The organism is Rhizohabitans arisaemae (assembly GCF_025996515.1).
In the GTDB taxonomy this organism is placed as follows: domain Bacteria; phylum Actinomycetota; class Actinomycetes; order Streptosporangiales; family Streptosporangiaceae; genus Rhizohabitans; species Rhizohabitans arisaemae.
This window is the reverse complement of record NZ_BLRH01000034.1, coordinates 655,454-670,138: the sequence shown is the minus strand read 5'-3', so window position 1 is coordinate 670,138 and position 14,685 is coordinate 655,454. Positions and strand designations below refer to the sequence as shown.

General features: G+C 72.0%; 9 protein-coding genes. 7 read left to right on the top strand and 2 right to left on the bottom strand.

Translation table 11 applies throughout. The features are described from left to right. The first annotated feature begins 30 nt into the window (after positions 1-30). The 6 genes from RUR_RS18630 (at position 31) to RUR_RS18605 (ending at position 5,667) form a co-directional block, all read left to right on the top strand. Positions 31-663, top strand: coding sequence for a TetR/AcrR family transcriptional regulator (locus tag RUR_RS18630; RefSeq protein WP_283136353.1), 633 nt, complete (start codon positions 31-33; stop codon positions 661-663). Between the two features lie 835 nt (positions 664-1,498). Continuing rightward, positions 1,499-2,125: a DUF998 domain-containing protein gene (locus RUR_RS18625; protein WP_283136352.1), complete on the top strand. Its 627-nt coding sequence runs from the start codon at positions 1,499-1,501 to the stop codon at positions 2,123-2,125. Between the two features lie 39 nt (positions 2,126-2,164). Beyond that, the gene (locus tag RUR_RS18620; RefSeq protein ID WP_283136351.1) at positions 2,165-2,521 is read left to right on the top strand and encodes a YciI family protein; all 357 of its coding nucleotides are present in this window, start codon (positions 2,165-2,167) and stop codon (positions 2,519-2,521) included. 21 nt (positions 2,522-2,542) lie between these two features. Further along, complete coding sequence (locus RUR_RS18615; RefSeq protein ID WP_283136350.1) at positions 2,543-3,793, top strand: RNA polymerase sigma factor; 1,251 nt, start codon at positions 2,543-2,545, stop codon at positions 3,791-3,793. A 1-nt stretch (position 3,794) separates the two neighbouring features. Next, on the top strand, positions 3,795-4,340 hold the full coding sequence (locus tag RUR_RS18610; RefSeq protein ID WP_283136349.1) for a DUF6886 family protein: 546 nt from the start codon (positions 3,795-3,797) through the stop codon (positions 4,338-4,340). A 232-nt stretch (positions 4,341-4,572) separates the two neighbouring features. Continuing rightward, positions 4,573-5,667, top strand: a complete 1,095-nt coding sequence (locus RUR_RS18605; protein WP_283136348.1) for a winged helix DNA-binding domain-containing protein — start codon at positions 4,573-4,575, stop codon at positions 5,665-5,667. A 145-nt stretch (positions 5,668-5,812) separates the two neighbouring features. Here the strand turns inward: RUR_RS18605 and RUR_RS18600 are convergent, their stop codons facing one another. Next, on the bottom strand, positions 5,813-9,571 hold the full coding sequence (locus RUR_RS18600) for an nSTAND1 domain-containing NTPase (RefSeq protein ID WP_283136347.1): 3,759 nt from the start codon (positions 9,569-9,571) through the stop codon (positions 5,813-5,815). Between the two features lie 225 nt (positions 9,572-9,796). Next, a complete protein-coding gene (locus RUR_RS18595) occupies positions 9,797-13,375 on the bottom strand; it encodes a serine/threonine-protein kinase (protein ID WP_283136346.1) in 3,579 nt (1,192 codons plus the stop codon). Positions 13,376-13,802: 427 nt separating this feature from the next. On the opposite strand from RUR_RS18595, the gene RUR_RS18590 reads away from it, so the two are divergent. Next, positions 13,803-14,666, top strand: coding sequence for an NAD(P)H-binding protein (locus RUR_RS18590; protein ID WP_283136345.1), 864 nt, complete (start codon positions 13,803-13,805; stop codon positions 14,664-14,666). Positions 14,667-14,685 lie beyond the last annotated feature (19 nt).

Here is a 14,685-nt window from a genome sequence, read left to right as displayed (position 1 = left end):
TATATGACCTGATGGCGCTAGGGTTGGCCTATGAGCGAAGACGGCGGCCTGCGGGCCCGGAAGAAAGCACGCACGCGGCAGACCCTCTCCGACACCGCGATCGCGATGTTCCTCGCCGACGGGTTTGACGCGGTGTCGGTGAGCGACATCGCCGCCGCGGCCGAGGTCTCCAAACCCACCCTGTTCCGCTACTTCGCCAGCAAAGAGGATCTGCTGCTGCACCGGATCGCCGATCACCGGGGCGAGGCGGCCCGGACCGTACGGGACCGCCGTCCCGGCGAGACCCCGCTGGACGCCCTGCACCGCTCCCTGGTGGAGAAACTCGACCGCCGGGATCCGGTCAGCGGCCTGTGCGACCACCCCCAGGTCCTCGCCTACCACCGGCTCGTCTTCACCACGCCGAGCATCGCGTCCCGCGTGATCGAGTACGGCGCCGCCGAGACCGAGGCACTTGCCGAGGCCCTGGCCGAGGCCGTACGGACCGGCCTCGCCGCCCGCCTGACGGCCGCGCAGGTGATCGCCGTACAGCAGGAGCTCGCCCGGGACACCTGGTCCGAGCTCGCCGCGGGCCGGAGCGCCGACGAGGTCCACCCGGAGGCCGTCCACGCCGCCGACACCGCCTACGCGCTGCTGAAGAACGGTGCCGCCGGACACGGCTACTGAGGAAGGTCGCGCGGGCCCGCCCGGCAGGCGATCGGGCGCCGGGACCAGGTCCGTACCGCATCCGGCTCGCGACCGCGCGGGGCACAGACACCAGGCAGGCCGTACCGGGTCGACCCCGACCGCTGTGCCCCGTTTCCGGCGGCGCAGCCCGTACGCCATCGGGATGATCATTGCGGTGTGCGCGCCCGTTGAGGTGCATACAGCGCAATGATCATTTGTGTACGGGCTGTGCCGGGCTCGTGTACGGGTTGTGGCGGATCGGCCTGGGCGGAGCTCGTACGCCGTCGGGGTGATCATTGCGGTGTGTGCACCCTGCGGGGTGCGGAGTGCGCAATGATCATTCTCGGCAGGGGTACGGGTGAGCCGGCCCGATCTTGCTGGTGTTCCCGGCCCTGTGCGGGGGTGGCCCGCGTGGAGTCCGTGTGATCGTTGCGGTATGCGCACCCTGCGGGGTGCATACAGCGTGATGGTCATTTGTGTACGGGCTGCGCCGGGCTCGTGTACGGGCTGTGCCGGACTTGGCCCGGCGGAGCTCGTACGCCGTCGGGGTGATCGTTGCGGTGTGGGCACCCTGTGGGGTGCGGACAGCGCGACGATCAGCCGTGTACGGGCTGCGCTTGGCCGGCCTCGGGGGACGGCCTGGAAGCAGGGTTCTCGGCCCGGCTCTTGCTCGCGCTGCGGCGGGAGGCGTAGACATATAGCCGATGAGCTGGGGTTTCAGGTGCGTCGAAGATTTCTGAAGATTTTCGGCCGGAACCGTCGAATCCGTCGAGGTGTGTTCGTAGCACTGGTGAACGGGCCGGAGTGACCGGCCCGCGAACAACGGGAGAAGCCCATGAACGCCGCCGCCACCGCTGTCCGCTGCACCCCGCAGGCCCGGGTCACCCGCTCGCTGCTCGGGTACGGGATCGTCGCCGGGCCGTTCTATGTGGCGGTGTCGATGGTTCAGGGCCTCACCAAGGACGGGTTCGACTTCGGGCGGCACGCCTGGAGCATGATGGCGAACGGGCCCTACGGCTGGATCCAGACCGCCAATCTGATCCTGACCGGACTGATGGTCGTGGCGTTCGCGGCCGGTCTGCGCCGAGCCGGAGCCGGTCGGGTGTCCTGGCCGGTCGGCGCGTTCGGAGTCGGCATGGTGGGCGGCGGGGTGTTCCCGGCCGACCCGGGCTTCGGATTCCCCGCCGGAACCCCGGATGGGCCCGGCGCGATCAGCGTGGACGGCGTGCTGCACTTCGCCGTGGGCGGAGTCGGCTTCCTCTGCCTGATCGTCGCGGCCTTCCTGCTCGCCCGTCGATTCGCGCCCGCGCTCACCCGTATCGTGGCCGTCGTCTTTCTCATCGGATGGGGTTGCGTCGCCGCGGGCGGAGGTGCGGTCTGGGCGAACCTGGCGTTCACCGCTTCGATCATCGTCGTCTGGGGCTGGCTGACGGCCTTCGCCGTTCACGAGTACCGCCGCTGAACCCCGTTTCAAGAGAACACCCGATAAAAGGAGAGTTCGATGCGATACCTGGCCACGTTGCGGAGTTCTCAGCCCCCCACGCCCCCGCCCCCGGGACTGATGGAGGCGATCATGGAGCTGGGTGCGGAGGCCGTCAAGGCGGGGGTCCTGCTCGACACCGCGGGGCTGGCCCCCAGCGCGGTGGGCGGCGCCCGGATCACCGTCTCCGGCGGGGAGATCTCGGTCACCGACGGCCCGTTTGCCGAGACCAAGGAAATGATCAGCTACGCGATCTACGACGTCCGCGACAGGGCCGAGGCCGTCGAGTGGACGAGCCGGTTCCTCAAGCTCCACCGCGACCTGTGGCCGGGCTGGGAAGGCGAAGGCGACGTCCTGCAGGTTTTCGGCGGTATGTGAGAGATGGCAGGATCGGTGGCCATGACGACCACCGATCCCGTCCGAGTCGTGGAGACGGTGTGGCGGATGGAATCGGCACGGATCATCGCGGGCCTCACCCGGATCGTCCACGACGTCGGGCTCGCCGAGGAGCTCGCCCAGGACGCCCTGCTCGCCGCGCTCCGGCGGTGGCCGGTGGACGGCGTCCCGGAGAACCCCGGCGGCTGGCTCGCCCTCACCGCCAAGAACCGCGCGATCGACCTGTTCCGCCGCGAGACCGTCTACCGGAGGAAGCTCGCCGAGGTCGGCCGGGACCTGGAGCGGCAGCCCGAACCCGACCTCGACGCCGGCCTCGACGACCCGGTCGGAGACGACCTGCTCCGTCTCATCTTCATCTCCTGCCATCCGGTTCTCAAGCCGGAAGGGCGGGCCGCGCTCACCCTCAAGCTGCTCGGCGGTCTCACCACCGAGGAGATCGGGCGGGCCTTCCTCATCGGCGAGCCGACCGCCGCTCAGCGGATCGTCCGGGCCAAGCGCACCTTGGCCGACAAGAACATCCCCTACGAGGTGCCGTCCGCCGCCGACCTGCCGGTCCGGCTCCGCTCCGTCCTCGGCGTCATCTATCTGATCTTCAATGAGGGCTACTCGGCGACCGCCGGCGACGATTGGATCCGCCCCGACCTCTGTCGGGAGGCATTGCGCCTGGGCCGGCTCCTGGCCGAACTGATGCCCGGCGAGCCCGAGGTGCACGGGCTGGCCGCGCTGATGGAGCTGCACTCCTCCCGCGCACCCGCCAGGACCGGCCCGGACGGCACGCCCATTCTCCTGCTCGACCAGGATCGGCGGCGCTGGGACCGGCTCCTGATCCGCCGAGGTCTCGCCGCGCTGGAGCGCTCCGTCGCGGCGGGCCCGCCCGGCCCGTACACCCTGCAGGCCGCCGTCGCCGCCTGTCACGCCCAGGCGCACGACCCCGCCGACACCGACTGGCCGCGCATCGCGGGCTTCTACGCGCTGCTGGCCCGCCACACCCCGTCCCCGGTGGTGGAGCTCAACCGCGCGGTGGCGGTGGGGATGGCCGACGGACCCGCCGCGGGACTCGCCCTGCTGGACCCGCTCGCCGACGCCCTCGCCGGCTACCCGCAGTTTCCCGCGGCCCGGGGCGACCTGCTCTCCCGGCTCGGCCGGCACGCCGAGGCCGGGGTCGAGTTCACCCGTGCGGCGGAGCTCACCCGCAATGATCGGGAACGCACGCTGTTCCACGCCCGGGCGGCGGAGAATGCGCTGGAAACCTGACATGCGTCCCCAGCCAGGTGAAGTGCTGCACTTCTCCGAAGACCCGACGATCAGCAGCTTCGTTCCGCATGTCGCGGCCACCGCGCGGCAGCCCGAAGCCTACGTCTGGGCGGTCGACGCCGCCCGCGCCCCGGACTACTGGTTCCCCCGCCAGTGTCCCCGGGCCATGGCGTGGACCGTCCCCACGACCACGGACGCCGACCGGGACCACATCCTGGGTCCCGGGGGCGCCGACCGGGTGCACGCGATCGAGTACGGCTGGGTGGACCGGCTCCGCGACGTCCGGCTGTTCGCCTACCGGTTCTCGGCGGAACACTTCCGGCCGTACGGGGAGCCGGTGCCGAACGCGTTCGTCGCCACCGAGCCGGTGGAGCCGCTCGGCCCGCCCGAGCCGGTCGGCGACCTGCTCCGCCTGCACGAGGACGCCGGCATCCAGCTGCGGGTGCTCGACAACCTGTGGGGCTTCTGGGACGCCGTGATCACGAGCTCCCTCGGCTGGAGCGGCATCCGGCTGCGCAACGCCCGTCCCCGCCCCGAGATCCACTGACCGGCGTCCCCGCGGAGGGTGTCCAGGCGTGGGTGCGCCCCCACCTACCCGGCCTGGACGACGGTCCGGGAGCCCCGGCTCAGCCCGGCCGGATCCCTCGCGCGAGCGGTCCTCGCCGCAGGCGTACGGCACAGAGGATTGTACGACCTCCGGGGTGAATTGCGGTCAGAAACTGGCCGCTATGGCTCGTAGCCTGAGCGTACCTCGGTGAAGTTAAGGAGCTGTCGTACCCATGACCGATGCGCCGGTGCTCTCCCTGCGAACCCTCAACCGGACCCTGCTCCAGCGGCAGTACCTGCTGGACCGGACCACCCGCCCGGCGATCGAGGTCGTCGAGCACCTCGTCGCCCTGCAGGGGCAGGAGGCCAACTGGCCGTACATCGGACTGTGGGTGCGAAAGGCCGGGTTCCGGCGCGAGGACCTGGCCGGGCTGCTGCAGGACCGGAGCGTGGTGCGCTCCACGATGCTGCGCGGAACCCAGCACCTGGCCGGCGGTGCCGACTACACCTGGCTGCGCCCGACGATTCAGCCCGTCCTCAGCCGCCTCGCCGGGATGGGCGGCCGCTCCGCGGAGACCGGCGGGCTCGACCCGGCCGCGTTCGACGAACTCGGCCGCGAGTTCCTGTCCGGCCGGAGCCTCACCCGGCGGGAGTTCGGCGAGCGGCTCGCCGAACGTCACCCCGGCCGCGACGGGCGGGCCCTCGCCGCGGCGGCCGAATACCTGCTGCCCCTGACCCACCTGCCCGCCACGGGCGCCTGGGGCGGCTGGAACAACCGGAAGGTCACCCTCACCCTCGCCGACACCTGGCTCGGCCGGCCCATGGCGGAGCCGTGCGCCGAGACGCTGATCACGCGGTACCTGGCGGCTTTCGGCCCGGCGAGCGTCAAGGACGTCCAGACCTGGTCCGGCCTCACCCGGCTGCGCCAGGTCTTCGACCTGATGCGGCCCCGGCTCCGGGTCTACCGCGACGAGCGGGGGAAGGAGCTGTTCGACCTGCCGGACGCGCCACTGGCAGACCCGGACCTGCCGGCCCCGGTGCGGTTCCTGCCCGCCTTCGACAACGTCGTCCTCGGGCACGCCAACCGGAACCGGATCATCGCCGACTCCGACCGGCCCCGGGTGATGCCGGGACACTCGGTGGTACACCCCGCCGTCCTGGTCGACGGATTCGTCTCCGGCGTCTGGTCGGTGCGGAATCACACCCTGCGCGTCGGCCTGTTCCGCCCCGTGCGCGCGCAGGACCGGACCGCGGTCCTCGCCGAAGCACACGATCTGCTCACCTTCATCGCCGACGACCCTGCTTCCTGGGACGTCGTCCTCACCTGACCGACGCCGTACGGCGCCCGCACACCAGGGGCCCGAAGGAGCTTGGATAGCCATCGTTGCTCCGGAACAATGGAAAGGAAGGCTGACTCGAATCATGGACTTGAGTTCTTGAGTCGACCGTAACCCCTCTCGGCGTCATCTAGGTCTACGGGCACAGCGGCCGGTATTCGGGGCCGGGAGGGATGTGGCGGGCCCAGTCGGCGGGAGTGAAGGGGCGCCCGGCGCGGGCGCAGAGCCGGTGGGGGACGTCGGAGACGGCGGTCACGTCGCGGAGCCGTACCGTCTGATCGCCGCCACCCGAGGCGAGGGTTCTCCGGTCGGGGCTGAAGGCCACCGAGGTGACCGGGCCGGTGTGGCCGGTGAGGGGAGCGCCGACCTGACGGCGGGTGGCCACGTCCCACAGCCGCACCGTCCGGTCCAGGCCGCCGGAGGCCAGGGTGGTGCCGTCGGGACCGAACGACACCGAGACGACGTTGTCCGTGTGGCCGGTGATGGGGGAACCGACCTGGCGGCGTTCGGGCACGAGCCAGAGCGACAGCGTCCGGTCGCCGCCGACGGCCAGCATGCTCCCGTCGGGGCCGAACGCCATCGAGGTGATGCCGTCGGTGTGACCGGTCCGGAGGACGCCGATTCGGCGGTGCCTCGCCACCTCCCAGAGGACCACCGTTCCGTCGGTGCCGCCGGTGGCCAGGACCCTCCGGTCCGGGCTGAACACGACCGAGGTGATCAGACTGGCGTGACCGTCGAGGCGGGCGATTCGCCGGTGGGTGCCCGCATTCCACAGATACAACGCGCGATCGCCGGCGGTGGCCAGGGTCCTGCCGTCCGGGCTGAACGCCGCCAAGGTCAGCCCGATGGGGTGCCCGGTGAGCGGCGCGCCGATCTGCCGCCGGGAAGCCGTCTCCCACAGCCGGACCGTCCCGTCGCCGCCGCAGGAGGCCAGGGTCTTCCCGTCGGGGCTGAACGCCACCGAGGTCACCGGGGTGGTGTGGCCGGCGAGGGGGGCGATCCGGCGGCGACCGGCCACATCCCACAGCCACACCCTTGTGTCGAAGCCGCCGGAGGCGAGCGTGGCGCCGTCCGGGCTGAACGCCATGGAGATGATCCCGTCGGTGTGGCCGACGAGGGGGGAACCGATCTGACGATGTCTGATCACCTCCCACAGGCGGACGGAATGGTCGTGGCCGCCGCCGGCCAGGATGCTCCCGTCGTGGTTGAAGGCCACCGAGGTGACCGGCCTGGTATGCCCGGTGTAGGAGGCGCCGATCTGCTTTCGGGTGACCACGTCCCACAGCCGGACCGTCCCGTCGTCGCCGCCGGTGGCGAGGGTGACGCCGTCGGGACTGAACGCCACCGAGTTGACGCGCCCGGTGTGGCCGTCGAGGGGACCGCCGATCCGGCGACGGGTGACCGCGTCCCAGAGTTGCGCCGCACCGGTGACCAGTCGCCGTCCGTCCAGGCTGAAGGCCAGCGGGCCGCCCCCGCTGGTGTAGCCGTCGAAGGTGGCGATCCGCCGCCGGGTGCGTACGTCCCACAGCCACACCGTGTTGTCGCCCCCGACGGCCAAGGTCTTCCCGTCGGGGCTGAACGCGGTGGAGACGACGCGTTCGGAATGGCCTCGGAGAGGAGCGGCGATCAGTCGGCGCGTCGCGACGTCCCACAGCCGCACGGACTTGTCGGCGCCACTCGTGGCCAGTGTCCTTCCGTCGGGGCTGAACACCACCGAGGCGACCGAGCCCGTGTGGCCGGGGAGATCGACGCCGATCTGCCGCCGCGTGGCGACGTTCCACAGCCGCACGGTCCTGGGATAGCCGCCGACGGCCAGTGTCCTTCCGTCGGGGCTGAACGCCACCGAGGTGACCGATCCGCTGTGACCGGCGAGGGAGGCGGTCTGTCGTCGGGTGGCCACGTCCCACAGGACCACCGTCTCGTCATGGCTCCCCGTGGCCAGGGTCTTCCCGTCCGGGCTGAACGCCACGGAGGTGACCGAGCGGCCGTGACCGGCGAGGGCGGCGATACCCGGCCGTGCCGCCGTGGAACGCATCGCGTAGCGGGTCTCCGCGGACGGATCGAGCCGCCAAGCCGCGACGCTCTCCAATGCGGCCAGGGCGGGGTCGGTGTCCGCCACGGTCTGGCTGTGGTTGACCAGCTGCCCCGCGACCGCGACGTCGCGCTGGCGGACCGCGTCCCGGCTCGTCCGCAGGGCGACCCCCGCCGCGGCGGTCAACGCGACCGTCAGGGCCAGCAGGAAGCCGGTGACGGCGCGGCGGCGGCGTACCCTTCGCCGCCGGGCGCGGTCACCCGCGCGCAGGAAGGCCCGCTCGGTCCGCCCCAGGGGGGTGTGCCGGTCCGGGTCGGCGCCGATCCTCGCCGCCGCCTCGGCGGTGGTCTCCAGCAGGCTGCCGCCGTACAGGTAGGAGGAATCGCGGGAGTTGCGGTCCCACTCGGCCGCGGCGTCACGCAGCCGGGTCCGGATCGTCCGGTCGGCCCGGGATTCGGCCAGCCAGACGTCCCGGAGCAGTGGCCAGGCGCTCAGCAGCACCTCGTGGGTGATCTCCACGGTGCCGGCGGCCAAGGTCAGCAGCCGCTCGGCGGCGAAGGATTCCAGCACCACGGCGACGTCCGACCCGTCGGCCGCATCACCCTGGGTCAGGTCGGCGCGGGCCACCCGGTCGGCGGTGTCGACCCCGCCGTCGCCCGCCGCGGCGAGCCGGGTGAACACCTGCCGGGCGGTCCTCTGCTGGGCCGGGGTGAGCCGTTCGTAGGCGTGCTGGGCGCTGGCGGCCACGGCACCCTCGATCCCGCCGGTCCGTTCGTAGTCGGCCAAGGTGACCGCGGCGGGGTCGAGACGGTGACGCCAGGCCTGGTCCAGCGCGTGGGAGAGCAGCGGCAGCACCCCCGCGCCGTACAGGGCCTCGGGCGCGGGGGAGGAGCACCCGGGCCTGCGGGTGGAGATCTCGCGGAGCAGGGTCTCGGTCAGTTCGTCCTGGACGACCGCGCCGGCCCGGCGGGCCGGTCCGGTCACGGCCATCCGCAGCTGGCGTTCGGTCATCGCGGTGACCAGGTAGCGGTCCTGGACGGCGGTGATCAGGTCGGGGTGGTCGGCACAGCGGGCCTCGAAGTCGGCGCGCACCACCAGCAGCACCACGGCCGCGGGTCCGGGGCCCGGGGCGGGGTCGGCCTCGGGGACGGCGGCGGCGTGCAGGGCCGCGATGAAGCCCCGCCGTTCCCGGTCCCGGCGGCAGAGCGTGAACAGCTGCTCGAACTGGTCGACCACGATCAGCAGCCGCCGCCCGTTCCCGTCCGGCCCGGCGCCGGGTGCGGCCAGCGCGGCTTGGCGCGCGGTGAGGGCGAACCCGGCCGGGTCGTCGGCGAGGGCCCGCCGGACCGTGGCGGCGTCCAGCCCGGCCAGCGCCGCCGTCCCGAGGGCCAGCTCGTCCAGCGGGGCGCGGGTGGGGGTGAGCAGCAGACATGGCCACGTCGCCGCCTCCGGCGCGCCGGGCAGTCCCGCCCCGCGGATCCGCGGCAGCACCCCGGCCCGGACCAGCGAGGACTTACCCGCCCCCGACACCCCCGACACGACGGTGATCCCGGGGCTTGCCGGCCGCCGGGACAGGCGGCGCAGGATGTCGCCGGCCGTGGTCTCCCGCCCGAAGAAGAAGGCCGCGTCGCCTTCTCCGAACGCGTTCAGCCCTCGATAGGGGGAGTCGAAACAGCCCGACACCGCGGCGAGCGGGGGCGGGGCCAGGTCGCTCCCGGCCGGCCGACCGGTGTGCGGGGGATAGGTGTAGACGATCTGCGTGTTGCGTTCCCCGATCTGGACCCCACTGGCCTCACGGGCGTCGACGGTGTATCCGGCCGGCTCCCGCCCCGGCGTGACGTCTTCGTCGGGTGTGGCGCTCACCGCGCACCTCCGGGTGACCGGCCGGGTCCTGCGACTGAGACCGACATCAGTAAGCGCCACTTCATGATTCCCATCCCCGCAACGAGAACCGGTCGACGTCCCCTTCGCTGTCACTCAGCGTAAATCATAAGTCAACGATTGGTAATCATGTGGCGATGGGGAGCGGCCCGAACCGGGCGGGAAAGGGCCGGCGGGTCTTCACCGCCCGGTGGCGACTTCCGTCCGTCAGGGGCAGACGGATCGGTACGGCAGCTCGGCTATGTGCTGCTTCCACTCCGCTTCGGTCAGGTTCCGGCCCGCTCGTTCGCACACCGCGTCGACGACGCCTGCGGGATCGACGAGGGCCGACCGCAGAGCACCGTCGGAGGTGATGCCGTACAGCCGTGTGCCGTCACCGCTGAAAGCCAGTGACCTCTGGCCGGACAGGGTCTGGTCGAATTCGCCGTAGTGGTAGCGGTTCAGGACCTGTCCGAGCTCCGATCCGGAAGCCACGTCCCAAAGCCGGACGCTCCCGTCGTCGGCCAGGCTCGCCAGGGTCCGCCCGTCGGGCGCGAACACCAGCTCCCGGACGGGCCTCCGCGTGGTGATCGTCAGGAACGGGGGGCCGCTGGTGGCGGTCAATCTGCTGTCCCACATCCGGATCGTGCCCTGGACGTCCCCGAGGGCGGCCCGCCGCCCGTCGGGGTGGAACGCCAGGACCCCGGAGGGCAGCACCCCGCCCACCGGCTCTCTGTCGATCTTCGAGCCCGCGGTGATGTCCGCCAGCTGGACTTCACCGTGCTCGGAGAGGCCCAGGAGGCGGCCGTCGGGGTGGAACGCCAGATCTGCTGCGAATGTGGACGTGCCTTTGAGCTCCTTCTTCTCGCCGCGGCGCCAATCCCACAGTTCGGCCGGTGGCTGGCCGTCCTGCGAGCTGTCCCCTTGCAGGTTCCCGTTCAGGGCGACAAGGGCCCCGTCCTGGCTGAAGGCCATGCCGACGACACTGACGTTGCGGGATTCCGGGGAGGGGAAGCCGCCGAGACGCCGTCCGGTGGCGGTCTCCCACACGCCGATCTCGTCGAAGGTCGGCACGGCGAGCAACGCCCCGTCCGCGCTGAGGGCGAACGGCCCGCTGATCGACTCCGTCGCCGAGCCGACGATGATCGGCCCGCCGATCCTCCGAAGGCTCCGGGTGTCCCAGATCTGCACGGCCCTGCCGTTCACCCCGACGGCGGCGCGGGCGCCGTCCTGGCTCAGCGCCGCATACGGGTTGGAGCCGCCGACCCCTCCCGGCCGTGCCCGGGCGGCCTCGGCGGAGATGTCCCGCGTCCAGACCCCGCCGCCGCGACGGCCCCGCAACTCGGGTTCCGCCAGGACGTCCACCCAGGTGGAGTTCGAGGTGAAGCCGTACAGCGCGGTGTTGCCGGGACCGAACCGTTCGGCCAGGAAGTCCCCGGTGAGCACGATCCCGGCCTCGGGGACCTTCACCACCAGGCCGCCGGTGCCGTCGGCCCCCGCCAGCAGCTTCCCGTCGTCGCTGAACACCGGATGCCGCAGGCCCCGGTCCAGCGTGCCGAGCAGCCTGCCCGTGGGGAGCTGATGGAACGTCGTCTTGGCCGACTGCTCCGTGGGATCACCGGCCGCCATGAGCGTCTTGGAGTCAGGCGAGAAGTAGAACAGGTGGTCGCCCCGCCAGCCCGTCCCCGGGGGCGGGGCCACCTGCCGGGCCGACGTGGTGTCCCACACCTGGGCGCCGTCGCCGGTCGAGGAGACGACGAACCGGCCGTCCGGACTGACCGCCGTGGCCTTTCCGCCGTCCGGTGCGTGGAGCAGCCGCCGGGTGGCGACGTCATACCACCCGGTCCGGCCGACGTCGTGTCCGCCGGAGACGTAAAGGTGCCTGCCGGAGTCGGTGAAACGCATGCCTCCCCACAGGATGCCGTTCCCCGGGGGCCCGAACGGCTGTCCGACCGGCTTGCCCGAGGCCGTGTCCCACAACCGCACGTGCTTGTCGCCCTGAACGGCCAGGGTCCGGCCGTCGGGGGAGAGCGCCACCGCGTACACCTTGGCGCCGATGCCGTCGACGGTGCGGACCGTCTTCCCCGTCGCCACGTCGTGGATCCGGGCCCGGCCCTGACCGGCGGCGACCACGGTCTTCCCGTGGTGCCCCATGCCGTACACGGTGTCGTCGGTCACGTACGGGTCGGTGTAGACGGCGGTGAGCGGCTGGGACAGCGAGCGGTGCAGCGCGCCGCGTGCCTCCGCGGTCCGGGCGATCCGCCAGGAGGCCACGCTCAACAGCATCGCCAGCCGCGGGTCGGTGTCGCGGAGTACGGCCGTCCGGGTCGCCACGGAGCGGGAGACGGCCAGGTCGAGCTGGGCCGCCACGGCACGGCGCTGCCGGTCGGCGAAGACCACCGCCGAGACCGAGAGGACCGTCAGCACCACGAGCACGCCGCTGAGGAACCTGCGCCGGCGGAGTCTGCGGCGGGTGGCCAGGGTGCTCGCGTTGAGGAACCCCCGCTCCTCCGAGGACAGGGTGAGATGCCGGCGACCCGTGGCCGCCCACTGCATGGCACGCTCCAGCGTGCTGCCGTGGTAGAGGTCGCCGGCCCGCCGCCCGGCGCCCTCCCAGCGCCGGGCCGCGTGCGTCAGCTCCCGATGGACGGGGAGCCCGTCCCGCTCCTCGTCGAGCCAGCCGCGGAAGCGGGCCCAGGCTCTGGGCAGGGCCGGGTGCGCCAGCCGTATCATCCCGTCCTGTTCCAGGATGAGACCGGCGGCGGTGAATCCGGCGACCACGGCGTTCGCCTGCTCGTCCTCCATCAGCTCGGTGCGGTCGGCGCGGCGGAGCACCTCGCCGGTGTCCTCCGCCACGCCGATCAGCCGCAGCAGCACACTCGGCGCGCGCTCGCGGACCTCGGGTGCCAGCTGCAGGAAGGCGCGTTCGGCCCGGGCACCGAGCATCGGATGGTTCTCCTCCAGCGGAGAACGCATCGCGGCGGCGACCTGGTCGCCCGCCACCAGCGGGTCCCCCGCGGCGGCCTCGGTTTCGAGCAGGGACAGGAGAAGCCGTCGCGCGCTCGGCCGCTCGGCGGGGTCTTTGGCGAGTGCGGCCGTCACCAGCGGGCGCATCCGCGGGGGGAGGGCGGAGGTGTCGGGTTCGGTGGAGAGGATGCGGTGGAGGATGGCCCCGATGTGCTCGGCCATGAAGGGGTCCTCCCCGGTGGCCGCGTACAGCATCACCGCACCCCAGGCGAACACGTCGCAGGCCTCCCCGGCACGTTCCCCGCGGAGCACCTCGGGCGCCAGGTACGTGGGGGTGCCGAGTACGGACGCGGTCGAGGTCAGGGACATGCCCTGGGCGCGGGCGATGCCGAAGTCGATCACCCGGGGGCCGTCGGGGCCGAGCAGCACGTTGTCGGGTTTGAGGTCCCGATGGATCACTCCCGCCGCGTGGATCGCGGTGAGCGCGGTGGAGAGCGCCGTGGCCAGCCGGTACAGCGCGTCGGGGGCGAACGGGCCGGTCTCGGACACCGCGCGGCGCAGGCTCGGCCCTTCGACGAACTCGCTGACGATGTAGGGCCGCTCGGCCGTCGGGTCGGCGGCGAGCAGTCTCGCGGTGCAGAACGAGGCGACGCGGCGGGCGGCCTCGACCTCCTTGACCAGCCGGTCGGTCGCCCCGTTGAACAGCTTGAGCGCCACCCGGCGGCCGTACTCGTCGTAGGCCTCGTAGACGACGCCTTGACCGCCCGCGCCCAGCCGTCCCGCCAGCCAGTATCCGGCGATCCGCTGCGGATCGGTCGCCTCCAGCATGCTCGATGTCATCTGCCACCTGTGTTCGGACATTGTTCGGTGCCCCCTACGACATCGACAAAAGGGGAAAAGTTCTCTGGCACACGGTCCGGGAGGCGGCGTCTGACGCCGGAACTGCGGTACGGACTGGGGTCGATGGGATATTTGCGCTGGTTATGCCGCTAATCCCCATGATTGAGGAAGTGTATTACCAATTGCGAACATGATCGGCCGCCACCAGTTTCCCCACTCCTTCGCCAGCTGCGCGGTCGTGGAGATCCCGGGTCCGCCAGGCCCGCCGTACGCGATCAGGACCGACGATCAGCCGGGGGATCCGTGTACCCGGTCTTTCCGGAAGGCGCCGGCCGACGGGGTGCTCGGGGGCCGGGCGGATTTGCGTACAGCGTTCCTGAACTTCTATGTTTGGGGTACGTTGTACTCGAATAGTGGGGAGAAACCGATGATCCTGGTGACCGGAGCCACCGGCAAGGTGGGAGGGCAGGCGGTGGCCCAGCTGGTGGAGCTCGGCGCCGACGTCCGGGTGTTGAGCCGCGACCCGCAGGCGGCCCGGTTCCCGTCCGGCGTCGAGGTGGCTCGCGGGGACCTGGCCGACGCCGGCTCCCTGGACGCCGCGTTGACCGGGGTCGGCGCGGTGTTCCTGGTCTGGCCCACGTTGCAGGCCGACCACGCGGCGACCGCGGTGATCGGGGAGATCACGCGGCGCGTGCCGCAGGTCGTCTATCTCTCCTCGGCCGGGGCCGCCGACGGAGACCGGCGGCCCACCGACCCGATCAACCTCTCCCACACCGAGATCGAACGGCTGATCCGGGAATCGGGTGCGGCCTGGACCTTCCTGCGCGCCGGCGGTTTCGCCGCCAACGACCTCGGCTGGGCTCCGGAGATCCGGCAGGGTGGCGTGGTCCGGGAGCCCTTCGGCGGGTGGGCGCGGTCACTGGTCCACGAGGCCGACCTGGCGGCGGTGGGGGTGCGGGCGTTGATCGAGGAGGGGCACGCCGGGGTCGCCTACCACCTGACCGGGCCGGAGGCGTTGACCCAGGCGCAGCGCGTACAGACGCTCGGTGAGGTGATCGGACGCCCCCTGCGCTTCGAGGAGCTCACCCCGGAGCAGGCACGGGAGTACTTCCTCGCCTGGCTGCCCCCCGACACGGTCGACGACACCCTCAAGGCGATGGCGGAGGCGACGTCCCAGCCCGAGCCGGTCACCGGCCTCGTCGAGCAGGTCACCGGGCGTCCCGCGCGGACCTACCGCCAATGGGTGATCGACCACGCCGGCGACTTCGCATCACCCGGTCGACCAGCCTGAATCGGTCGTACCAGGGCAG

Bases quoted from the DNA above. Each gene is read 5' to 3' on its own strand.
- RUR_RS18610 (WP_283136349.1), top strand. From the start codon at position 3,795: ATGCGTCCCCAGCCAGGTGAAGTGCTGCACTTCTCCGAAGACCCGACG.
- RUR_RS18620 (WP_283136351.1), top strand. From the start codon at position 2,165: ATGCGATACCTGGCCACGTTGCGGAGTTCTCAGCCCCCCACGCCCCCG.
- RUR_RS18595 (WP_283136346.1), bottom strand. From the start codon at position 13,375: ATGACATCGAGCATGCTGGAGGCGACCGATCCGCAGCGGATCGCCGGA.
- RUR_RS18615 (WP_283136350.1), top strand. From the start codon at position 2,543: ATGACGACCACCGATCCCGTCCGAGTCGTGGAGACGGTGTGGCGGATG.
- RUR_RS18625 (WP_283136352.1), top strand. From the start codon at position 1,499: ATGAACGCCGCCGCCACCGCTGTCCGCTGCACCCCGCAGGCCCGGGTC.
- RUR_RS18590 (WP_283136345.1), top strand. From the start codon at position 13,803: ATGATCCTGGTGACCGGAGCCACCGGCAAGGTGGGAGGGCAGGCGGTG.
- RUR_RS18605 (WP_283136348.1), top strand. From the start codon at position 4,573: ATGACCGATGCGCCGGTGCTCTCCCTGCGAACCCTCAACCGGACCCTG.
- RUR_RS18630 (WP_283136353.1), top strand. From the start codon at position 31: ATGAGCGAAGACGGCGGCCTGCGGGCCCGGAAGAAAGCACGCACGCGG.